This is a genomic window from Microbispora corallina, assembly GCF_016863035.1.
Lineage (GTDB): Bacteria > Actinomycetota > Actinomycetes > Streptosporangiales > Streptosporangiaceae > Microbispora > Microbispora corallina.
Map to the genome: position 1 here is coordinate 86,889 of NZ_BOOC01000032.1, position 21,877 is coordinate 108,765.

General features: G+C 71.4%; 20 protein-coding genes. 7 read left to right on the forward strand and 13 right to left on the reverse strand.

Annotation, left to right across the window (positions count from 1 at the left end; translation table 11 throughout):
- Nucleotides 1-109: 109 nt before the first annotated feature.
- The 3 genes from Mco01_RS28260 to Mco01_RS28270 form a co-directional block, all read right to left on the reverse strand.
- Nucleotides 110-3,787 carry a GDSL-type esterase/lipase family protein gene (locus Mco01_RS28260; RefSeq protein ID WP_204059901.1) on the reverse strand — a complete coding sequence of 1,226 codons (3,678 nt, stop codon included), beginning with the start codon at nt 3,785-3,787 and terminating at the stop codon, nt 110-112.
- 355 nt (nt 3,788-4,142) lie between these two features.
- On the reverse strand, nt 4,143-5,189 hold the full coding sequence (locus tag Mco01_RS28265; protein ID WP_204059902.1) for a hypothetical protein: 1,047 nt from the start codon (nt 5,187-5,189) through the stop codon (nt 4,143-4,145).
- A 15-nt stretch (nt 5,190-5,204) separates the two neighbouring features.
- A complete protein-coding gene (locus Mco01_RS28270; RefSeq protein ID WP_204059903.1) occupies nt 5,205-5,810 on the reverse strand; it encodes an RICIN domain-containing protein in 606 nt (201 codons plus the stop codon).
- Nucleotides 5,811-6,108: 298 nt separating this feature from the next.
- Here Mco01_RS28270 and Mco01_RS28275 point away from each other — a divergent pair, with 298 nt between their 5' ends.
- The 4 genes from Mco01_RS28275 (at nt 6,109) to Mco01_RS28290 (ending at nt 10,590) form a co-directional block, all read left to right on the forward strand.
- Nucleotides 6,109-6,552: a helix-turn-helix domain-containing protein gene (locus tag Mco01_RS28275; protein WP_204059904.1), complete on the forward strand. Its 444-nt coding sequence runs from the start codon at nt 6,109-6,111 to the stop codon at nt 6,550-6,552.
- Nucleotides 6,553-6,666: 114 nt separating this feature from the next.
- Complete coding sequence (locus Mco01_RS28280; protein WP_204059905.1) at nt 6,667-7,212, forward strand: hypothetical protein; 546 nt, start codon at nt 6,667-6,669, stop codon at nt 7,210-7,212.
- A 16-nt stretch (nt 7,213-7,228) separates the two neighbouring features.
- The gene (locus tag Mco01_RS28285) at nt 7,229-8,440 is read left to right on the forward strand and encodes an MAB_1171c family putative transporter (RefSeq protein WP_204059906.1); all 1,212 of its coding nucleotides are present in this window, start codon (nt 7,229-7,231) and stop codon (nt 8,438-8,440) included.
- A gap of 347 nt (nt 8,441-8,787) precedes the next feature.
- Nucleotides 8,788-10,590, forward strand: coding sequence for an AfsR/SARP family transcriptional regulator (locus Mco01_RS28290; RefSeq protein ID WP_204059907.1), 1,803 nt, complete (start codon nt 8,788-8,790; stop codon nt 10,588-10,590).
- A gap of 60 nt (nt 10,591-10,650) precedes the next feature.
- Here Mco01_RS28290 and Mco01_RS28295 read toward each other — a convergent pair whose 3' ends face one another.
- From Mco01_RS28295 to Mco01_RS28325, 7 genes are all read right to left on the reverse strand, one after another.
- A complete protein-coding gene (locus tag Mco01_RS28295; RefSeq protein WP_204059908.1) occupies nt 10,651-10,830 on the reverse strand; it encodes a hypothetical protein in 180 nt (59 codons plus the stop codon).
- Nucleotides 10,831-10,949: 119 nt separating this feature from the next.
- Nucleotides 10,950-11,117: a hypothetical protein gene (locus tag Mco01_RS28300; RefSeq protein WP_204059909.1), complete on the reverse strand. Its 168-nt coding sequence runs from the start codon at nt 11,115-11,117 to the stop codon at nt 10,950-10,952.
- Nucleotides 11,118-11,220: 103 nt separating this feature from the next.
- Nucleotides 11,221-11,679 carry a S26 family signal peptidase gene (locus tag Mco01_RS28305; RefSeq protein WP_204059910.1) on the reverse strand — a complete coding sequence of 153 codons (459 nt, stop codon included), beginning with the start codon at nt 11,677-11,679 and terminating at the stop codon, nt 11,221-11,223.
- On the reverse strand, nt 11,676-13,550 hold the full coding sequence (locus Mco01_RS28310; protein WP_239103965.1) for an ABC transporter ATP-binding protein: 1,875 nt from the start codon (nt 13,548-13,550) through the stop codon (nt 11,676-11,678). The genes Mco01_RS28305 and Mco01_RS28310 overlap by 4 nt, the downstream gene beginning before the upstream one ends.
- On the reverse strand, nt 13,547-14,089 hold the full coding sequence (locus Mco01_RS28315) for a thioredoxin domain-containing protein (protein ID WP_204059911.1): 543 nt from the start codon (nt 14,087-14,089) through the stop codon (nt 13,547-13,549). The genes Mco01_RS28310 and Mco01_RS28315 overlap by 4 nt, the downstream gene beginning before the upstream one ends.
- 15 nt (nt 14,090-14,104) lie before the next feature.
- Nucleotides 14,105-14,656, reverse strand: a complete 552-nt coding sequence (locus tag Mco01_RS28320; RefSeq protein WP_204059912.1) for a MauE/DoxX family redox-associated membrane protein — start codon at nt 14,654-14,656, stop codon at nt 14,105-14,107.
- Between the two features lie 226 nt (nt 14,657-14,882).
- Complete coding sequence (locus Mco01_RS28325; RefSeq protein WP_204059913.1) at nt 14,883-15,980, reverse strand: FUSC family protein; 1,098 nt, start codon at nt 15,978-15,980, stop codon at nt 14,883-14,885.
- Between the two features lie 739 nt (nt 15,981-16,719).
- Between Mco01_RS28325 and Mco01_RS28330 the strand changes: the two genes are divergently transcribed.
- Entirely contained in the window at nt 16,720-18,327 is a 1,608-nt protein-coding gene (locus tag Mco01_RS28330; RefSeq protein WP_204059914.1) for an ABC-F family ATP-binding cassette domain-containing protein, read from the forward strand.
- A 38-nt stretch (nt 18,328-18,365) separates the two neighbouring features.
- On the opposite strand, the gene Mco01_RS28335 is transcribed toward Mco01_RS28330, so the two are convergent.
- Nucleotides 18,366-18,869, reverse strand: a complete 504-nt coding sequence (locus tag Mco01_RS28335) for an SDR family NAD(P)-dependent oxidoreductase (protein WP_204059915.1) — start codon at nt 18,867-18,869, stop codon at nt 18,366-18,368.
- A gap of 82 nt (nt 18,870-18,951) precedes the next feature.
- On the opposite strand from Mco01_RS28335, the gene Mco01_RS28340 reads away from it, so the two are divergent.
- Nucleotides 18,952-19,569: a TetR/AcrR family transcriptional regulator gene (locus Mco01_RS28340; protein WP_239103966.1), complete on the forward strand. Its 618-nt coding sequence runs from the start codon at nt 18,952-18,954 to the stop codon at nt 19,567-19,569.
- A gap of 39 nt (nt 19,570-19,608) precedes the next feature.
- Nucleotides 19,609-19,965 carry a PPOX class F420-dependent oxidoreductase gene (locus tag Mco01_RS28345; protein WP_275410596.1) on the forward strand — a complete coding sequence of 119 codons (357 nt, stop codon included), beginning with the start codon at nt 19,609-19,611 and terminating at the stop codon, nt 19,963-19,965.
- Nucleotides 19,966-20,223: 258 nt separating this feature from the next.
- On the opposite strand, the gene Mco01_RS28350 is transcribed toward Mco01_RS28345, so the two are convergent.
- On the reverse strand, nt 20,224-20,949 hold the full coding sequence (locus Mco01_RS28350; RefSeq protein WP_204059916.1) for an alpha/beta fold hydrolase: 726 nt from the start codon (nt 20,947-20,949) through the stop codon (nt 20,224-20,226).
- A gap of 124 nt (nt 20,950-21,073) precedes the next feature.
- Nucleotides 21,074-21,862 carry an oxidoreductase gene (locus Mco01_RS28355; RefSeq protein WP_204059917.1) on the reverse strand — a complete coding sequence of 263 codons (789 nt, stop codon included), beginning with the start codon at nt 21,860-21,862 and terminating at the stop codon, nt 21,074-21,076.
- Between the last annotated feature and the right edge of the window lie 15 nt (nt 21,863-21,877).

Consider the following 21,877-nt stretch of genomic DNA (forward strand, 5'->3'; position numbering starts at 1 on the left):
ATCGAACGCCTTTCGCGCGCCTATTGAGGGGAATCGCGAAAGGTCAGCACATATGCGAAGACCCCGCCTGCCCGGTACGGGAGGCGGGGTGTCCGCTAGGCGATGGCTGTTACAGCCCCATCTTCCGCAGCGTCGCGTCGGCCGCGTCGGCGTAGTTCCCCGCGCCGTCGAGTGTCGGGTGGAACGACTGCAGGGACACGGGTGAGTCCGTCACCGGAGGGTCCCCCGGCGTACGGTCCAGGACGAGCCCGTGGATCCTCTCCGGCGAGCCGCAGACGCCCTGGCCGTCGAAGTCGTCCTGCGGGTCGGAGAACCACACGGGGACGCCCGTGCCGGTGAGCTCGTCGGCGAGACCGCTGAGCGTGTCGTCGAGGAGCCCGGCCATCTGGTTGATCCACGACGCCTCGCTCGGGCTGACCCCGATGACGCACACGCCGAGGTTGCTCAGCAGCCTCGGATATCCCATCAGGAGGATTTTGGCGTTGGGGGCCTCCTGGTGGATCCGCAGCAGAGTGCTCCTGACCGCGTCACGCACCGGCCCCTTGATCCGCTGCGGCTCGGCGATCTGCAGGGAGACGTTCTCTCCCGGCAAGGGGGTGTCCTGGCAGTCCTGGGGGGTCGACAGCACGAGGCACTGCTTGATCACGTCGGAGAAGCCGGCGTCGTTTCCGCCGATGGACAGCATCACCAGCGTCGTGTTCTCGTCCAGGTATCCCTGGGAGATCTGCGGCAGCTCGTGATACTGCGGATCCTTGAGGACGTTGTCCGTCACCGCGCCGGAACAGGCGGTGAAGTGGTAGTCCAGGTCCTCGGTGCCGAGGTCCCAGTGCTCGGCGCGGTATCCGATGGTGTACTCGGGGACGTCGGTCAGCGCCGCCCGCCGCGACCAGGCGTACGGGGAGCGGTGGCACGCGTCCCGCCACTGCTTGTCGTGGCCGTCGACGTCGGTCTCCTTGTAGTAGTCGGTGGGGTCGCTCTTCGCGGAGACCCCCTCACCCGAGGAGTAGGAGTCGCCCATCGCCACCACGAAGTCCCTCGGTTTGCGCGGCAGCGGCTGGACCGCGACGGCGTCCCAGGCGAGGTCCTCGTCCCCGGTCCCGTCGGCGGTCTCGTTGCCCAACGTGATCTCGGGTGTCCCGTCGAACCGGAACACGCCGAGGGAGACCCATTTGTTGGCCTGGATGCGCTGTTGTATGGCCCGGGATGAGGTGAGCGCGTCGTTGAGGGTGTAGACCGCCTGCCGGGTGTGCGCGCCGTGGTCGGGGACGTGGACCAGGACGCGGGCCCAGCCGTTGACGGACCGGTCGAGCGTCCAGGTTCCCTTCACCGCGAACTGGTCGCCCGCCGCACGAGTGTGGACGAACCAGAAGTGCCCGCCGCTGCCGCCGCCGAGCTGATGCAGGTCGATCTTGGCCGTGTAGGTGCCGGTGCTGCGGTCGTACGGGTCGAAGTCGAAGCTGAACCGGCCCGAGCTGCTCATCGTCCTGCCGCATCTCGGGATGAAGGTGCCGTCGGGGACGTCGTCGATCACCAGCGCGCCGGAGGGCAGACCGGCCCTCTGGTCGCACTGCGGCGGGAAGTGGGTGCCGTCCGGCGGCTCGGGGTACGGCGGGTCGAAACGGATCAGCTCGTGCCCGCACGTGGTCGCGCAGTCCGGCTTCCACGTCGAGGACTGGTGGTAGTAGCAGTGCAGGTCGTACAGGCCGTTGTACTGGTGCGCGCAGGGCCCCGGCTTCTCGGACGACACCTCGGGGTCGGTGGGCTGGTACGACTTCCCCCACTCGCAGTCGTTCGACGAGTCGCAGAACTGCGGGTACGGCGGCGTGGCGTGGAGGCGCTGGTCGTCGGTGTTCCACCAGGCCGGCCGGAAGCCGGGGCCGTCGGGGGTGTCGATGGACCACGACGCGAACCCCAGGACCTTCTCCGGGTAGGTCCAGCGCTCCGGGTGCGCGGCGTCGGACCAGGAGTTGTTGTACAGGAACGGGTACCGGGAGGGGCTGTAGCGGGGGTTGGCCGGGTTGTTGAACCAGCCGAGACCCCAGACGCCGTGGTTCTTGCCCGCATCCGACTGCGCGTGGAAGCCGCTGTTGTAGGCCCAGGTGGCGAAGTACCAGTTCTCGATCCGGGTGGGGTCGCCGTTGTTGACCCTCATGATCGGGTACAGCTCGTTCCACTTGTCGGAGACGAGCTTCAGGCCGGCGGCGATGTTGGCGGCGTAGTCCAGCGCGATCGCCCGCTGCTGCACCTCCGGCAGGATCTTCTCGTCCTCGTCCCGCGGATGGCCGGCCATGCGCATGCCGTCGGTCATCTGGGAGATCCCGTACCCGCAGTCGGCGTCGTCCCAGTGGATGGACCAGTCGGTGATCTCCCCTGTGGTGCTGTCCGCCTTGAGGCCGTAGAAGTTCCCGATCAGAGGGTTGCTGTACTCGCCGGGCTCGCCGTAACGGTCGGCCTGCCACAGGTTCGACTCCTGGGAGAGGATGCCGAGGAACACCTGCGGCGGGACGTGCCCTCCCCCGGCCAGCGCCGGGACGGGGAACATCCCCTGCGGGGTGTACGAGGGCAGGCCGGTCCCGTGGGTGGGGCGGCTGACGTCGAGCCTCCCCACCACCGCCATGTCGACCGCCCACTCCACCTGCCGCGCGGTCGGCTGGTAGGTCTGCGATTTCAGGTCGTTGCGGGGCACCGAGCAGTACCTGTCGTCGTCGACGGGGCTGCTGGATGACGCGGCGGCCGTGAGAGCCGGGTGGACGCCCGGCGTGGCAGCGGGCAGGCGAACCGGCGCACGGCCCTCCGCGTACCTGCCGCTCGTGCCCGCCCCGGGTTCGACCCGGAAGTCCACCGACGCGCCCGTCGCCGGGATCAGCTGTTTCACCTCCACGGGTTCGGGATGCTCGGGGTCGACCGGGGCTCCGATCCTCCGCTTGGCCGGGTCCGCGAAGTCGACCCCGGTCAGCGCCGCCTGCCCCTCGGTGGAGACCTGCGCCTCCGCGGGGACGTCGAGGTGCCGGACCGGCGACGGCAGGGCCGTGAGCCTGGTGGGATGTCCGGTGATGAACACCCGTCCGCCCGCGCCGGCGGACAGGCCGACGTCGTGGAGTCCCCCGTCCGCGAGCGTCGTGGTCTTCCGGCCGACCGTGCGCTGGACCCGGACCTGGTCGTCGAGCCGGTCCAGGTAGTTCACCCCGCCCTCGGCGTCGACGCGCAGGTCGAACGGGACGTTGGTGGTCGCCGCGAGGGCCTTCGTCGTGCCGTCGGCGCCGAAGCGCACGATCCTGTTGCCTCTGGCGGCCACGATCCCGTCACTCGCGGGAACGGCCGAGGTGACCTGCCCGGGGAACTTGAGCGGCCGTCCGGCCTTGCCGGTGTCGGCCGCGAGCGGGATGAGCCGGGTGGCGCCGAGGTCCTCGTCGCCCTCCTGGGTGAGGACCGCCGACTCCCCCGTCCCGCACCCGGGGTTGAAGTAGGAAAGACTCGTGGTGAAGGGAAGCTTCGTGACGGCTCCCGACCGCATGTCCACCACCGCCGTGAACGCCCCTCTGCGGGCCAGCTCGGCCTTGTTGGTGAACGCCCTGGGCGCGTAGACGACCACGGCGCGGCGTCCCGAGGCGGTCAGGCACGCGTTCCCGATCCACCGGTCGGTCTCCAGCCCCGGCTCGGCGAGGGTGGCGACCGTACGCCAGGTGTATCCGCTGGAGGCGTCCGCGGCCAGCAGGTGGAACCCGTTCGCGTCGCCGTTGGTCGTCCAGGCCAGATCACCGGAGGTGCGCCAGTCCTTCGGCAGCACCGCGTCCCGTCTGGCCGGCTCGATCGTGCTCGCCGTGGGGGGCGGCTGCGGCGGCGTCGCCGCCGGTGACGCGGCGGCGGGAGTGGGCGGCGGCCCGGCGGCGGAGGCAGGAGGGACCGCCAGAAGTGGACAGATGAGGCTTGTGACGGACAGTAAGGCCAAGCGCCGGTGCGCTTTCATTCGTGACCCTCCACTCGGGGGGAGTACGCACGCGGGGACGTGCGGAACTGCGCACGCCGGCTCGCGGTGGGGACCGGCGAGCCGGCGTGCTGCGAGGAACACGGGGTGATCCGCCGGGGCCGTCTGTGACCGGCAGGCTCGTCAGCGGGACGCGGCGGACGTCAGGTGATCGCGGTCAGTTCACGGCGATGATGGATCTGGCGTGCGAGACCCATGACTTGAACGTCGTAAGGGCGGTTGTGAGGTCCGCCTGGTTCTCGGCGAGGAACTGCTTCTGGTAGGCGATCTCGAGGGCCTTGTACGTACCGACGAGGTTGGTCTCCGCCTGGCAGCCCGCGTCGGCGGCCGCGGTGGCCTTCTCCTCGGCGCCGGCCGGGGTGCCGGAGGGCCGCTCTCCCCAGCGCGGATCGGTCTGCGCGCTCAGGGGGTCGTCGTAGTGGAGGCCCTTGCGGTCCATGCAGGCGCTCCAGGCCGCGAAGACCTGCTGCATCCGGTCGTCCCGGAGCGCCGAGAACTTCGCCTGGCCGGCGAGGAAGCGGGGATCCACCGGAAGCTGCGTCGTACCGCCCTTCACCTGCCTGTCGCCTTCCGCCTCGCACCCGCCGTCGGGGACCGCGGCGCCGCCGGCCGTCTGGGCCTCGGCGCCGATGTACGCGCGCACGGCGTCCTGGCTGAGAGCGGACGCGGCGCCGACGTTCGTCTCGCCGGACAGGTCCGAGAAGATCGAGGGATAGCCGGTCTGGCCGGCGTCCGCGGGCGGGAGGTAGTCGAGGACGTCGTTCTCCTTGTCGTCGGCGGGGCCGGGAATCGCGCCGGCGGTCCATGTCGTGAAGCCGAGCGACCTCATGCAGTCGCGGGCCTTCAACTCGGCGGCGTTGTCAAGGAGGTTGATGTCGCTCAGCGAGGTCATCACCGGATCCAGCGGCATGGCGATCGGGTCACGACTGGTGATCGTCGGGATCGGTCCGAGAGGCGGCGGGGACGCCGTCTCCGACGGATCGGGCTCGGGTGTCGGCGGCGCCTCGGTGGGCTGCACGACGGGCCCACTGGGGGTGGCGCTGGGGGTGGCGCTGGGGGGCGGGTTGCCGGCGCCGGGCCCTCCCGGTCCGGCCTTGGCCGCCGCGACGCCTCCGATGGCCAGTACGGCCACGCCCAGCGTCACCACCAGAACCCGGGTCCCGCGCCCCTGCGAACCGCCCGTCTCACGGATGTGGGTACTCATGATCTCCTCGACTTCCTATTTCCAGGTGCAGTAGTTGCTGGGCCCCATCTCGTCCGGCCAGAGCGCGAGGCTGCATCCGCCCGACTTTTCGGAATATAGGAAGACCTGATACAGGCTTGGGTGTTCGAGGCTGATCGACAGAATGTCGTGCCAGGCGTCGCCGCTGCATCCCGCCTTGTTGATCAGCACCCAGCCGTAATCGGAGCTGAGGTGCTTCTCCTTCCACTCCTGCGTGGAATACACGTGCCGGCCGTCGGACGTGGGCCATTGCGTGACTCCGCTGCCGCAACTGTTGTAGGCGGTGAGCAGCAACCCGCTGTTGTAGTTGAACTCGGCCCAGTATCTGTCGCTGAGTTTCTGGTCGTACCAGTACTGCGTCTTACTGCCGTTCCACGGCCACGCGCCGACGTAGGCGCCCTTCTTCTTCGAGGACTGGTAGACCTCCAGGTAGCGCTTGGTTCCGACGTTCTTCCACGTCACCCTCCCGTTCGCGTGGGCGGCGCCGGCGGGGAGCACGCCGAAGGCCAGGACCAGGCCCATGGAGGCCGCCGCCGCCTTTCTCGTCCAGCGAGTCGCGGCCCGGACCGCCGAAGTGGGGACCGAGGGTTTCTGGGGTTGCATTCTTCCTCCCGTTTCGTCTGAGCTGCGTCCCGTCGCGCCGCCGGATTCGCCGAGCATGAGGGGGGTGGTCTCCGGCCGGCTCACGGCATCCGTCTCACCCCGCGCCCTCCCCCAGGGCGTCCATGGTTGCGCCGCGCCATTTATCTGAGTTGATGATCCATGCGAGAGAGTAAACTTTGATGAGAGGGAGCGTCAACTGGCGTGTGAAGATTCAGAGACGAATGTTCAAGTAAGTTGATGGCCGGTAGACTGGCGGGCGCCGGGCCGTCTCGGACGAGGCGGGGCAGGGAGGCGTTGAATGCCGGACACCGAGCCGGAGGACGGGCGGACGCTCGCCGCCAAGCTGAACCACCTGTTCCGGACGATCCGTCCCCGCGCCGGCGGCGAGTACAGCTTCGAGGAGGTCGCCACGGCCATCCGCGACCGCGGCGGGCCCACGATCTCGGCGACCTACGTGTGGCAGTTGCGTAAGGGCATCCGGGACAACCCGACCAAACGGCATCTCGAAGCCCTGGCCGGGTTCTTCGGCGTGCCGCCTGCGTACTTCTTCGACGACGAGGCGGCCGAGCGCATCAACGCCGAGCTGGCCCTGCTGAGCGCGCTGCGGGACGCGTCGGTCCGGCAGATCGCGCTCCGCGCGGCGGGCCTGTCCCCCAAGTCCCTGGACGCGATCACCGAGATGGTGGAACGCGTCCGCGAGCTCGAAGGGCTGCCCGGCAGTCCACCTTCGCAAGGAGCCTGACGTGTGCTCTCCAGGCACGCGGCCCGTCGCCGTCGCCCGCCGCCACGGCGGGCGGGACGACGGCCGCCACGGCGGGAGTCCGCCCGACGACTCCCCCACCGTCCGGAGATCCCGGTGAGACGCCGGTCGAGCGGCCTGCGGGAGTTGCGCCGCCGCTGCGAGGCGCGGCTGGACGAGCTGACGCTTCCCGTTCCGTTCGACGCCCGCGCTCTGTGCCGGACGGTGGCGGACAAGCGGGGCCGGCCGATCCTGCTGCAACCACTGGCCGGGCGTTCCGGGCTGTGGGGGCTGTGGGTGGCGACGGAGACGAGCGACTTCATCTTCTACGAGGAGTCCACGACCCCGCCTCATCAGGAGCACATCATCCTGCACGAGCTCAGCCACCTGCTGTGCGACCACTACGGGGCGGCGGTCCCCGGCGGTGACCACACGCGCCTTCTCATGCCGAGCCTGGATCCCGAGATGGTCCGCAGGATGCTGGGGCGTACGACGTACTCCGCGGTCGAGGAGCAGGAGGCCGAGCTGCTCGCGTCGCTCATCCGGCAGCGCGCGGGCCGGCCTCCCGGACCTGGGCCGTCCGGTCCGGGCAGCCTCCTGCTCAACCGCCTCCTCGCGGCGCTCGACTGGTCGCAGGCGGGGCCACCGGACCAGCAGCACTGACCGTGAGGGGCCGACCATGGGAACCTGGCTGCGCATGTACGGCCCGACGATCCTGGCGTGGGCCCTGCTGGTCTCGCTGCTGTCCTACGCGTCATGGCGTCCGCCCGGCCTCGCTCGGCGGCTGCTGACCGAGATGCTGGTGGCGGTCGCCATCGCTTTGACCGTGCTGACTCCCGCGGTCTACTCCGCCGTCGCCCGGATCAGCGGCGTCCCGAACCTCGCCCGGCTCCTCGGGCACGCCGGCATGCTGGTGGCGGTGTGGTCGGCCCAGTCGCTGCTGCGTATCCTCACCATGTCCTCGCAGGAGGAGGCGGCCCGGTACCGGCGCACGCAGGTCCGGATGCTGGCGGGGGCCGTGACGACGCTGGCCGTCGTGTTCGCGCTCGCCGCGACGCCGGTGGACGACGTCCGGTTCGCCGCTCATTACGCCCGCAGGCCCTGGGTGCTGGAGTACTGGGTCGTGTACTCGGTGTTCCTCATGCCGGCGTACGGGAACCTGCTGCGCCTGACCTGGCGATACGCGAGGCTGACGACCAACCCGACGCTGCGCCTGGGCCTGCGCCTGGCCGCGTTCGGCGCGGCCTTCGGTCTGGTGTACCAGCTGCACAAGACGTTGCTGTTCGGCTCCGCCCGCTTCGGCTATCACTACATCCCATCGGCTTGCAGCCAGTTCCTCGACGAACTGTTACCCCTCGCCGGTTATGTCCTGTTCCTCGTCGGCGCCACCATGCCGACCTGGGGGCCACGCCTCGGCCTGGCCGTGCTGCTCGACTGGCTCCAGCGGTGCCACACCTACCACGCGCTGCGGCCGCTCTGGCTGGCGCTGTACCGGGCGAGCCCGCAGATCGCGCTGGCCCCGCCCGTGCCCGCTCTGCTCGACCTGCTGATGCTTCAGGACCTGGGGCTTCGGCTGTACCGCAGGGTCATCGAGATCCGCGACGGCCGGATGACGTTGCGCCCGTACTTCGACCCCGCGGTGACCACCGCCGCCCGCGCCGCGGCGGTGGCGGCGGGCGCGAGAGGCCAGCGCCTGGAGGCCGTCGTCGAGGCGGCCACCCTGGCCGCGGCCCTGCGGGCCAAGGCGCGGGGCGTGGCGGCCGCCGAGGACCCGCCGGCCGCGGCGATCCCCGGTGGGGGCGACCTGACCAGCGACATCGCCTTCCTCCACGACGTCGCACGCGCCCACCGGCGTCTCCGCTTCCGGCCCGTGGCCCCCGGGCACCTGTGAGGGCGTGAGCACCGGGCGGGCCATGACCGTCCGCCGGAACCTGTAGGCGCCCTCGTAGGTCTGAGGTGATCTCCCGCACCGTGGACCGCCCGGATCTCGTCACGGGAAGCACCCCTGGCCTCCCCGGCCACACCTGATCGAAGCTTCTGGGCGCGGATCGCGCCCGAGCCGGGCGGAGTACGGAACTGTTCCGGACGCCCGCGGACCTTGTGGAGGCTCGCGGGGGACGGGGATCTTCGTGCTGCTCCCCCCAGACGCTCCTCGCGAGACGCCTATGGAGGTCCCCTCGTGCACCGATCATCCGGCTGGAAGCGAACGTCGGCCCACTCGGGCCTCCGGAGGGCGGATTGAACCTCCGGTTCGGGCTGCTGGGCCCGGTCCAGGTCCGGCGGAACGACAGGCCGGTCCCGCTCGGCACGCCCAAGCAACGCGCCCTGCTGACCGCGCTGCTGCTCGAACCCAACCGGGTCGTGTCGATCGACCGGCTGATCATGGCCCTGTGGGACGAGGAGCCGCCCTGCTCCGCCGTCGCCAACGTCCGCACCTACGTGAACCGGTTGCGGAGCACACTCGGCGAAGGCGACCGGCTGACGGCCCGGCCGCCCGGCTACGTGCTCGCCGTACGCGCCGGCGAGCTCGACGTGGCCGAGTTCGCCGACGCCCTGCGGCAGGGCAGGCGGTCGCTGTCCGCCGGGCGGCCGGAGGAGGCGCTGCGGCACCTGTCGTCGGCCCTCGCGCGGTGGCGGGGCGCCCCCGCCGAGGACGTGCCCAGGTCGGCGGCGCTCGGCCCGCGCCTGGACGCGCTCGCCGAGCAGCGCTGCCTGGCCCTGGAGGCGCTCGCGGAGGCCCGGCTCATGCTGGGCGAGCACGCCGACGTGCTGGCCGAGCTCCATGAGACGGTGGCCGCCCATCCCACCAGGGAACGGCTGTGGGGCGCGCTCATGCTCGCGTCGTACCGCACCGGCGACCCGGCGGCCGCGCTCGCCGCCTACGGGCAGGCGCGGGCGTTCCTCGCGCAGGAGCTGGGCGTCGAACCCGGGCCCGAGCTGGCCGAGCTGCACCGGAGCATACTCAACCGGGACCCCGCGCTCCGGGCGGTTCCCGCGCCTTCCGCCCCCGGCCCGTCCCGCCCGGCGCCCACGTCGAAGGCGGCGCCGCTCACCGCACCGGGATGCCTCGTCGGCCGGGACCTGGAGCTCAAGGAGGTGGTGGCGGCGATCACCGCCTCCGCCCCGCGGCCCGTCGCCGTCCACGGCCCGGCGGGGGTGGGGAAGTCGGCCCTGGCGCTCGCCGCCGTCCGGGCGGCGGCGCCGCACTTCCCCGGCGGCGTGCTCCACGTCGATCTGCGGGCCCTTCCCCGCCCCGGCGCGTACGAGACGCTCGCGCGGCTGCTGAGCCTGCTGGGGCTGGCGGACGACGAGATCGCCCCGGACCTCGACGACGCCGCGCTCCAGTTCAGGACGGCCACGGCCGCGGGGCGCGTGCTCGTCCTCCTCGACAACGTGACCGGCGAGGGGCAGCTGCGCCCGCTGGTCGGCGCCAGCCCGGACTACCGGTTCGTCATCACCAGCAGGACGGTGCTCGCCGCGCTCGACGACGTGGACCACCTGCCGCTCGCTCCCCTGACGGACGACGCGGCCTGCGAACTGCTCGCCCGGCTCTGCGGCCGGGACCGGATCGACCCCGAGCAGGTGAGGAGGGTGACCCGGCTCTGCGACAACCTGCCGCTCGCGCTGCGGATCGCGGGCAAGCGACTGGCCGTCAGGCGAGAGTGGACGATGGCGGCGTTCGCCGACATGCTGGCCGACGAGGAGCACCGGCTCGACCTGCTGACCTGCGGCGACCTTTCCGTGCGGGGCGCCCTCGACCTCGACTACCAGGCCCTGCGGCAGTGCGGGGGGACCGCGGCCGGCAGCGCGCTCGCCCTGTTCCACCGCCTCGGCGAGCGCGGCATGGCCGGCTGCGGGCCGGCTGCGGCCGCCGAGCTCCTCGGGTGCGACCGGCGGACGGCGTCGGCGGCGCTCGGCGTGCTGGCCGATCTCCGTCTGATGGAGCCGCTGACCCTCGGCCACTACCGGATGAACGGCCTCACCCGCCTGTACGCGGCGCAGATGGCCTCATGCCCGGACAGGAGAGCACACCGCGACTGACATACACAGGGCGCGCCCCGGCGTGCGGGACGCGCCTGGTGGTTCACGCAGACGTCAGGATCAGCACCATTGCGTCCAACCGCTGCAGTAGCGGTCCCCGTCGGGGACCCCCGCGCCGGTGCAGCAGGTGCGGCGCCAGCAGCCGGCCCAGTCGTACGAACAACTCGTGGCCGCCGCCTGAGTGGCCGGGACGAGGCGGGCGACCATCTTGTCCGCCAGCCGCTGAATCGTCTTCGTCATTCGGTTCCTCCTTTGAAGGACTCCCTTTTCCCCGACATTAGGAGCGGCCCCGATCACGGACATACCACCGCGATACACGGACACCTGTATTCGACAGCGGAGCGCTCCGTTGTGCTCGTTCAGCAGATGTACTGCCAGTTGGTGCAGTAGTTGACGCCCGACCCCTTGCAGCAGTAGCGGCGGACGCAGCCGCTGACCTCGTACCAGCAGTTGACCGCCTCCGCGCGGGTGGCCGGGACCAGCCGGGCGACCATCCGGTCCGCCAGCCGCTGAATCGTCCGCGTCATTCGGTTCCTCCTTCGAAGCACTCCTTTTCCCCGACATTAGGAGTGGCCGCCGTCACGGACATACCACCGCGATACACGGAAACCTGTATTCGATACACGTGATTCACGCGTTCAGCCGCCGGAGCACGACACCCGTGATCCTGCTCTCGGGGAGGAGGCCCCACTGCCGGGAGTCGGTGCTCCGCGAGGGGTTGTCCCCGAGGACGAGCAGGCGTCCCGGCGGCACGTGGACCTCTCCCAGGGCCTCTCCCAGCGCCTCGAACCCGGGAGGGATCGGGTCCCCGGCCACGGCCGCCGCCCGCTTGATCACCAGGTTCGTGCCGCCGTCGAGCGTGAAGCCCTCCCCCGGGCCCACGCGGGCGATGACGACGATGTCCCCGCGCCGGACCCGCCGGCCGGCCCGGCCGGGCCGAAGTCTCCGCACGAGGACCTGGTCACCGGGCCACAGGCCGGGCTCCATGCTCTCCCCGTGAACCTCGACGACGCGCAGGATCTGTCCGGCCGCCACCACGGCGGCGGCCACGAGCGCCGCTGCGAGCAGGACGACCAGGACGAGCGTCATCGTGTCCCCGAGAGCCGGTCGCGCGGGGCGTCCGCGTCCCGGTTCTCCCCCTGCCGGTATCCCTCCGCCTGGAGGGCGAACATGTGGGCGTAGATCCCGCCGCGCTCCAGCAGCCCTGCGTGCGTGCCCCGCTCGGCGACCTGGCCGCCGTCGAGGACGACGATGTGGTCCGCCTCGCGCACGGCGCCGAGCCGATGGCTGATCAGCAGGCTCGTACGGCCGCGGCGATGCTCCCGCAGTCCCCGGTGGATCTCGTGCTCCGCCTCGGCGTCGAGGCCCGAGCTGGGCTCGTCCAGGATCAGCAGGTCCCGCTCGCCCCGCAGGTAGGCACGGGCGAGGGCGAGCCGCTGCCACTGCCCGCCCGACAGGCGGACACCCGCCTCGGCGCCGTCGTCCTCGGCGGGGTCGGCGAAGATGCGCGACAGCATGGTGTCGTACCCCCGGGGCAGGGCGTCCACGGCGTCGTGCGCGCCCGCCCTCCGCGCCGCCGCCTCGATCCTCCCCCGGTCGTCCATCGCGGTGAGATCGCCCAGGCCGATGTTCTCGGCCGCGGTCATGTCGTACTCCATGTAGTCCTGGAACACCGCCCCGATCCTGGCCCGAAGCTCCGCCGGGTCCATCTCCCTGAGATCGACCCCGTCCCACAGGACCGAGCCGCGTTCCGGGTCGTACATCCGGCAGAGCAGCTTGACCACGCTGCTCTTGCCCGCCCCGTTCCTCCCGACGAGCGCCACCGCGCTGCCGTACGGGATGGTCAGGCTGACGCCGCGCAGGACCCAGGGATGGCCGGGCGAGTAGCGGAACCACACGTCGCGCAGCTCGATCCCCCGGTGCGGCGGACCGGCCCGCCGGGGCCGGGACGGAACCGGCAGGTCCGGCTCGGCGTCCAGGACGGCGAGGTAGTGCCCGAACAGCAGCACCTGCTGGTGCGCGGTGACGAGTTCGACGACGAGACCGCTCACCGCCGCCTGGACTCCGGCGACGGCGGCGACGAACAGCGCGACGTCGCCGGCCCCGCCCGTGCCGTTCGCCGCGGAGACGAGAACCCACAGCAGGCCGGCCCCGGTCGCCAGCGCCGCCGTGGTCCCTGTGAGGGCCTGGACGCCGAGTTCCCGCCGGTCGGTGCGGCTCCGCTCAGCGTTCGCGGCCCGCCGCTGGGCGGCCATCAGCCCGCGCAGATGCGCTCCGATGCCGAAGAGCCTCAGCTCCTTGGCCGCCTGGACGTTGACGAGAAGCTCAGCGAAGAAGAACTCGCGGCGCTCGACCGGGCCGATGCCCCACAGCATCGCGGCACGCCGCCGGGAGAGCCACAGCTCCGCGGCCATGGACGGCGCCGCGGCGCAGACCACGAGGGCGGCCGTCCACGGGCTTATCGTCACGAGGGAGACGAGGAAGCCGGCACCGGTCAGCACCGTCCTGGCGGCGCCCAGGGCGGCGGAGACCACCAGGCCCGGGGTCGCCCCGCCGTACCGCTGGGCCATACGGATCCGGTCGAGGAACGCGGGATCCTCGAACCTCGCGAGGCCGACGAACCGCTCCGTGGCCCTGAAGAGGCGGTCCTGGGCGACGAGCCCGATCCTGCGCCCGCTCTCGTCCCTGACGTACTGGACCACCTGCGGCCCGAGCGCCGTCAGCACCCCGCACCCGGCGAGCGCGGCGCCCAGCGCCGCCGTCACCCCGGCCCCGGGCCGCCCGCCGGCGATCTCGTCGAGGACCAGCTTGGTGCACCAGGCGATCGCCACCGGCAGCACGGCCATGAGCGTGCTGAGGACGGCGAAGGCGACGGTCAGCCCGCTGCCGGCCCGCCAGGCCATGCCGAGAGCGGCGACCACCGCCCGCGCTCCGGCCGGGCCCCGCACGTGCGCCGTCACGCGTGTACGGGAATCTTGTCGAGGTCCTCCAGAGTGGTCCCGCTGGCGACGACCCTCCCGCGCCCGTCGACCAGGGCGAGGGACGGGAACCCGTTGACCTGCAACGCCTTCGTCAGGCCGGTGCCGTACTCCTCGATCAGCACCAGCGCGACCGGCTCCAGCGCCCGCCGCTCGTCCGCCACCTCCTCCTCCGCGCCGACGAGAACGGCCAGCACGTTGCCGCGCCCTCCCGGGAAGGACCGCGCGCGCTCGGCGAACTGCGGCAGGCGGTCCTCGCAGGCGGAGCAGCCGGGCGAGAAGACGCCGACGAGGACCGGCTCGGTCAGCGCCTCGTCGGAGACGTAGACGCCGTCGGTGCTCACGGCGGAGAAGCCGCCGATCACCGCCCCGGGCGGGAGCACGATCGGCGGGGACGCCACCGGTCTGGCGCGCAGCATCTCCTCGTGCGCCCGCAACCGCCGGATCACCCCGACCGTCAGCACCAGGTCGATCAGGCACAGGACGCCGACGCCCAGGACAAGCGCTATCAGGAACGGCATGAGGGACTACCTCCGTCAGGGTGTACTCGTGAAGAGACCGGCGATCTCGCCGATCGCGGACAGCAGGACGGCCGCCGCTCCGGCCGCGAGGGCGACCGCGGCGACCCCGGCCGGCCCGAGGTCCGCGGGGACGACGCCGGATACGGCAGGAAGCGCTCCGGCCCGGATGGCTCCGGCCTGGATCGCTCCGGCCGCCGTCATGACGATGAGCACGGCGTTGCGCGCGAGATGCCCAGGGCCCACCGGAACGGCGGATGCGCCGAAGCAGCGGCAGGGGACCCGCCTGCCGCGCCGAACGGCGACGGCGATGGCCGCGGTGAAGGCCACGAGGAGCCCGAGCGCGACGCAGAAGCCGGCGAGCGCGGTGGGCGGCCAGGCCAGCAGCGGCGCGACGGCGACCTCGGCGGCAACGACGAGCACCGCGACGGGCCGGGCGGGCAGGCGCGTGAGGGCGCGTGTGGCCGCCGTGAACTCCTCGTACGCCGCCCGCCCGCGCAGCTTGCTCACCGCGGACATGAGGAAGACGATCCCCGTGAGCAGCCGGCAGAAGGTGAAGAGATAGGCCACAGGTGCGTCCTCATCCCCGGTCGGGCGTGGCGGGTCGCCCATCACGCTAGGAACCACCGCGGAACGCCGAATACACGACGGCTACACGCTTCGATGTATCGGAGACGAACGCCCCGCGCCGTCAGCCTCGGGCGGCTGCCGCGACGCCTGCCCGAGCTGACCGCCGCCGTCCCCCGGCCCGGTCAGGCGCAGGCATCGAGGGCGACGGTGAGCAGGGCGTGTGATCTCAGCCGCGGATGCTCTCGTCGCTCAGCTCGTCCAGCGGGGTGAGCGTGGCCGAGGCCGCGTCGTGATCCATGCCGGTCGCCTCGAGCAGGTCGACGGCGATGGAGCGCAGCTGCGCGATGATGACGCTCGCCGAGAAACCCAGGTTCTTGGGCCGCTCCCGTGCGGCGACGGCGAGCAACGCCTGCCTGGCCAACATCGGTTCCCGCCCAGCCCCCAGTTCGAGCTGGAGGAGCAGCGCCGCCTCCGAGACCTCGCGCAGCAACTCGGCCAGGGCGACCGGTGGCGGGCTCGCCTCCCCCATCGCCGCGAGCGTCCGGCGGACCAGCACCCGAGCGTTGCGCAGCGCCAGGTCCACCGGCAGGGCGGCGGTCGTGTACCTGGCCAGTCTGGCCCGGTGATGCCAGCGCAACGGCGAGATCCTGATGATCTCCTTGCTGTTCTCCAGCGCCGCCGCGAAATCCTCGACCGCGGTCTGGGTCCTGCGCCCGCACTCCAGTGCCTCGGCGGCCAGGTCCATATCGCCCTTCTCGATCGCCTCCGCCGCCTGCTCCAGCACCGTGGAGAAGGCGTCCAGTACGCCGGACAGATGTCTACCCGCGATGGTGAGCGGGCTGGCGGGCAGCAGCGCGACCGCGACGAGGCCGACGAGGCCGCCGGCGAGCGCGTCGGCCATTCGGTCCAGTCCGCCGGCGTCCGCGCCCGGCACCAGCATGGTGACCAGCACCGCGGACGACCCGACCTGCGACACGAACAGCTCACCGCTGTTCAGCAGCGCCGCGATGGTCATCGCCAGTGCGATCACGAGCGCCAGCTGCCAGGGACCCGAGCCGATCCAGGACACCAGCACGTCGCCGATGCCCACACCCAGACTGACGCCGACCACCAGCTCGGCCACCCTGCGCAGCCGCTGCCCGAACCCCAGGCCCACACAGATCATCACGGAGATGGGTGCGAAGAGGGGGTGGGCGTGGCCGAGCAGATGAACGGCGACGATCCAGGCCAGCGCCGCGCCCACGGCGCACTGCGCGATCGAGGGCACGATCAGACCGAACGTGCCCAGCCGTTTCCTCACCTGATCGCCGAGCCACGTTCGCACTCCTCCACGATCGCGGATCTTTATGACATTGGGATCACATTTGCCCCGGATTCTTCTAATTCGAGCCATTCGGCGAAGGTCAGGATGACCACGCCGGTCGGTGCGGCTCCGCTCGGCGTTCGCGGCCCCCGCCGGGCGGTCGTCAGCCCGCGCGGGTGCGCCCCGATGCCGAAAGGGCCTCGGCCGCCTCCTGTCGCGGCAGGAGTCGAGAGGACCCTTACAACTGGTACGATCCGGGCCATGGAGATTGAGGTCGACAGAATCTAGCCACCGAACTGCCGGTGGCTTTCACCTGCGGGAAGCATCGCTCCCTCATCGGTGACGACTGTTCCCTCCCCGCAGAGCCGTTGGTCCGCCGCTTCATGGCGTCGACCTTCCTGCGTGAACCTCACCGGTACGTTCGCATCGCACCGACCTCGGTCACGAGTCCGTGCTCGCGAACACCTGCGATGTCGATCTCGCCGTCTTTCCGGCTTCTCTCCGCTCCGACAGCGGACCCGCCCGCTGCCGCACGTCGGCGGGCTTCCCCGGTGCCGGGATCGACTCCGTTGCCGCACTGACACCTGGCCAGGGTCCGGTTGCCGCTGTCAGCTTCGCCGGCTCTCGCAGAAGGCCATCACACGCAGCACCGCGAGTCCCACTCCGAGACCTGTCACGTCGCGCGCGATGGACGACAAGCGCACTGATCCCCAGCACACCCGTCCCGCGGTGACGGGCAGAAAGAAGAGACCCACCAGCCATGTCCACCAAATCCGCCATCACCCTCCGCGACCTGACGTTCGAATGGCCCGACGGCGCCGTCGCACTCTCCGGCGTCAACGGCACGTTCACGACCGGCCGCACCGGCCTGATCGGCCGCAACGGCGCCGGGAAGTCGACCCTGCTGCGGCTGATCGCCGGAATCCTGACCCCGACGTCCGGCCAGATCGACACGATCGGCGAGGTCGGCTACCTGCCGCAGACGCTCACCCTCCACCAGGAGACGACCGTCGCCGGACTCCTCGGAATCGACGGCGTCCTCGCCGCGATGAGAGCGATCGAGGCCGGTGACGTCGACCAGCGGCACTTCGACACCATCGGCGACGACTGGGACATCGAGGCGCGCGCCGACGAGGCGCTGCACCAGATCGGCTTCGCCGCGGCGGACCTCGACCGCCGGATCGCCGAGGTCTCCGGCGGGGAGGCGATGCTCATCGCCATCACGGGCCTGCGCATCCGCCGCACTCCGATCACGCTGCTCGACGAGCCCACCAACAACCTCGACCGGCCCACCCGGGCCAGGCTCGCCGAGTTCGTGGACGAATGGCCCGGAACGCTCGTCGTCGTCAGCCACGACCTCGAACTCCTGGAGCACATGGAGAACACCACCGAGCTCTACGCCGGGAACCTCGACACGTTCGGCGGACCCTACAGCGCGTGGAAGGAGCACCGGGAACAGGAGCAGGCCGCCGCCGTCCAGGCCGCTCGTTCGGCCCAGCAGGCGCTCAAGGTCGAGAAACGGCAGCGGGTCGAGGCCGAGACCAAGCTCGCCCGCAGGGAGCGCACCGCCAGGAAGACGCAGAAGGACGGAGGCATCCCGAAGATCCTGGCCGGCAACAGGGCCAGCAGGGCGCAGGCATCCGCCGGATCGCTGCGCTCCACCCTGGACGACAAGGTCCAGGCCGCCCAGGCCGCCGCCGACGCCGCCGACGCACGCGTCCGCGAGGACGGGCACATCAACCTCACGCTTCCCGACCCCGACGTACCGCGCGGCCGCCGCCTCGCCGAGCTCCACGACGACGACCGCACCGTGGTCGTCCAGGGGCCGGAGCGAGTCGCCCTCGTCGGGCCGAACGGGGCCGGGAAGTCGACGTTGGTCGAGCAGCTCCTCCATGGCGGAACGCCGACGCCCGGCCGGGCGCACGGGAGACTCCTGACCGATCTCGTCGGCTACCTGCCCCAGCGCCTCGACGGACTCGATGAGGACGCGAGCGCCATGGCGAACGTGCAGGCGGTCGCTCCCGGCACACCGGCCGGGACGATCCGCAACCAGCTCGCCCGCCTGCTGCTGCGCGGGGACAGCGCCGACCGTCCGGTCAGCACCCTCTCAGGCGGTGAACGCTTCCGGGTCTCGCTCGCGAGACTCCTCCTCGCCGAGCCGCCCGCCCAGCTGCTGATCCTCGACGAACCCACCAACAACCTCGACATCGCCAGCGTCGAGCAACTCGCGGAAGCCCTCGACGCCTACCGCGGAGCCCTCCTCGTCGTCAGCCACGACTTCGCGTTCCTCGAGCGGATCGGGATCGACACGGTCCTCGAACTCGGCGCGGACGGGCGCATGCGCCAACGTCCCGGCCTGGCCATCTGACGAGACGTGCCTGTGTCACACCGGGAACGTCACCCCGGTCAGGTCCTCGGAGATCGTCCACAGCCGACGCTGGGCGGCCACGTCGTAGGACTGCGCGCTCGACCTGACGAGCCGGGGACATGCAGCATTCTGTCGAGCAGCAGCCCGGTGAGAGCGAAGTGGCCCAGGTGATTGGTGCCGAACTGCAGCTCGAAGCCGTCCGCCGTGGTCGCTTGCGAGGCGTACATGATTCCGGCGTTGTTGATCAGCAGGTCGACGCGGTCACGGGTGGCCCGCAGTTCGTCCGCGGCCGCGCGGACGGAGGCGAGCGAAGCGAGGTCGAGGCGTTGCACCGCGACGTCGGCGTCCGGAGTGGCCTCGGTGATCTCGGCGGCGGCGCGCCTGCCCTTGTCCGTGTCCCGTACGGCGAGGATCACGGACGCCCCGCGCGCGGCGAGCACCGTGGCGGTCTCGAAGCCGATGCCGGTGTTGCCCCCGGTGATCACGGCGACGCGGCCCCGCTGATCGGGCACGTCGGCGATGGTCCACCACTGTCGGGGCATGGTTCCTCCAGATAAAATCGGGGCGCTCGTTCCGCTTAGGAACCTACCGGAACGCGCGCCCCGCTTGTCCAGGAGAGTCGTTGTGACTGAGAAACCCCGGCCGCTGCGCGCGGACGCCGCCCGCAACCGCGCTCGCGTGTTGCAGGTCGCCTACGAGACGTTCGCCGAAGAGGGCGCGGGCGTCCCGATCGACGAGATCGCCCGCCGCGCGGGAGTGGGCGCCGGCACGGTGTACCGGCACTTCCCCACCAAGGAATCGTTGTTCCAGGCCATCGTGGCCGACCGATTGCGGCAGATCGTCGAGTGGACGCGCGCACAGGCGGCGGCCGACCCCGGCGAAGGGCTGTACGCGTTCCTCTTCCAGATGGCCGAGCAGGGCGCGACCGACCTGGGGCTCACGGAAGCCTTCGCCGGAAGTGGCTTCGACCTGGCGGCGGCGCTGCCCGACGCCGAGAAGGAGTTCACGGAAATGATGACCGAGATCCTCGCCCAGGCCCAGCGCGCGGGGACCGTACGGCCCGACCTCGACGCGGCCGACATCAAGACCCTGGTCGTCGGCCTGCAGGCGATGCGCCGCTTCCGCGGCGACAGCGACCTGATGCGGCGCGTCTACCCGGTGATCCGAGCCGGCCTGGCCGTACCGGACTCGCCTGAGCCATCGACGCGAGGCTCCGGGACCGAGCGACTGGGCTCCGCATAACCGGGGCGCTCGTTCCGGTATAGTCCTAACCGGGAGATCATCCGCAGCCGGCACATCAGCCTGACCACCTTCCGCAGGAACGGCGGGGCCGTACCGACCCCGGTCGGGTTCGTCGTCGACGGCGACGACCTGTTCGTGCTGACGGCGCGAGACAGCGGCAAGGCCAAACGCATCCGCGACAACTCGTCCGTCGTGGTCGCACCGTGCGACGGCAGGGGCCACATCCTGGAGGGCGCGCCGAGCGCGGAGGCCACGGCCCGGCTTCTGGACGAGGCGCAGACGGCCCGCGTCCGGAGACTCATGTCGCGCAGGTATCCCGTGGCTCGGTTGGTGTTCTGGTGGAACCGGCTCCGCGGTGGCACTGACCCCTTGATCGGCATCGAGGTGACGCTGTGACCATCCCTCCGGGCACCGGACGCGAGGGAGCCTCGATTGCCGAGGCAGGTGCGGCGGCGCCGCCGACCGTTTCCGCCCCCGGAACAACTGATCGCTGTGCACGCCGCGCGGGCCTGAGGAACTGACCGCACGGAAATCGGACTGTCGAGCTACGGTGCCGCGCCCACCCCGGAACTCCTGACGGAGATCGAGCGCACGGCGGCACACGGCTTCTCGCGCTCTCCACGCAGGATCTCCAGCGCCTGGAGCACGCTTCGTTCAACCCGGTACGTGGCCGACGGCGTCGAAGACGGCCGCGGCCACCGCGTCGGGCTGGGACGCCCCCACGGCGTGGGAGGCGCCCGCGATCTCACGGGTTCCGCGCGAGCCGGCGCGTTCGGCCATGAACCTCAGCGCGGCGGCCGGGATGTTGAGGTCGCTATCACCGTGGACGAACCAGGACGGCTTGGCACGCCAGCCCGGCTCGCTCACCGTCAGCCCGTCAGTCAGCGCCTGTTCGGTCACCGGCCGTTGGGTGGCCGCCATCAGGGCGGCCTCATCGGCGTCGAGATCGGCGCAGAACTGGTGGTGGAACCTGTCCTCGGCGATCCGGAACTCGTTGCCGCCGGAGGAGACCGGGTAGGCGACCAAGGTGCCACCCAGGCTGCTGCCCTCGAACGTGCCGGACAGCACCAGCGCGCTCTCCCCGGGTTCGGGCGCGAAGGCGGCGACGTACACGAGGGCCTGCACGGCGTCGTTGCCGGACGCCGCCTGGCTGATCACCATGCCGCCGTAGGAATGGCCGACCAGGACGACCGGCCGTCCGATGCCGGCGATCACGTCGCGCACATAGGCGGCGTCGCCCTCCACGCTCCGCAACGGGTTGGCCGCCGCGACGGCGGTCAGCCCGCGGCCGTGCAGACGCTGGATGACGCGGTTCCAGCTCCCCGACTCGGCGAAGGCGCCATGGACGAGGACGACGACGGGCTGTTCCGTGGCGGTCATGAGTTCACCTTTCCGGAGGTCAGAGCGGCCTCGATTACCTCGACGGCCTGGGCGGCGGCGCCTGCCGCCGCGGTGGAGCGGAGCCACGAACGCACCGACGAGGCGCGCGCCGCCGTCCACCCGGTCACAGGGTGCCGATCAGGCCGCCGTCGATGACGAAGTCCGCGCCGGTGACGTTGCCGGCGCGCTCGCTGGCGAGCAGGACGACGAGGTCGGCGACCTCGTCCGGGCGGGTGAACCGGCCGGTGACCGAGTCGGCGGCGGCCTGCTCCGCCACCGCGTGCGACTCGCCGCCGTTGTGGCGGGCGAGCGTGGCGGCGACGCCGTCCGCGCCGAGCCACAGGTCGGTGGCGACCGGCCCGGGGCTGACGGTGTTGACCCGTATCCCGTGCGGGCCGAGCTCCTTCGACAAGGACTTGCTGAAACTGGCCAGGGCCGCCTTCGCGGCGCTGTAGTCGATCACCAGCGGGTCCGGCAGCGACGCGTTGACCGAGCTGACGGACACGATCGTGCCGGCGCCGCGGCCGAGCATGAGCGGCAGCGCCTCGCGGGTGGCGCGCACCGCGGACAGGAAGTTGACGGTCAGGGTGGCGAGCCAGTCCACGTCGGTGACGGAGGCGAAGCCGCCCGTGCGCGGGCGTACCCCGCCGACGTTGTTGACCAGGATGTCCAGGCCGCCGAAGGCCTCGCCGGCGGCCTCGACCAGTTCGGCCGGGCCGTCCAGGGTGGTGAGGTCCACCGCGACCGGGCGGACGCGGCCCCCCGCCGCCAGCTCGGACAGCTCGGCACTGATGTGCCGCGCTCCGGCGGTCACGCTGACGCCCTCTGCCGCGAGCGCCCGGGTGATCGCCAGCCCGATGCCCTTGCTCGCGCCGGTGACCACGGCGGTCCTGCCTGACAGGTGCAGCTCCATGACGGGCCTTTCTGC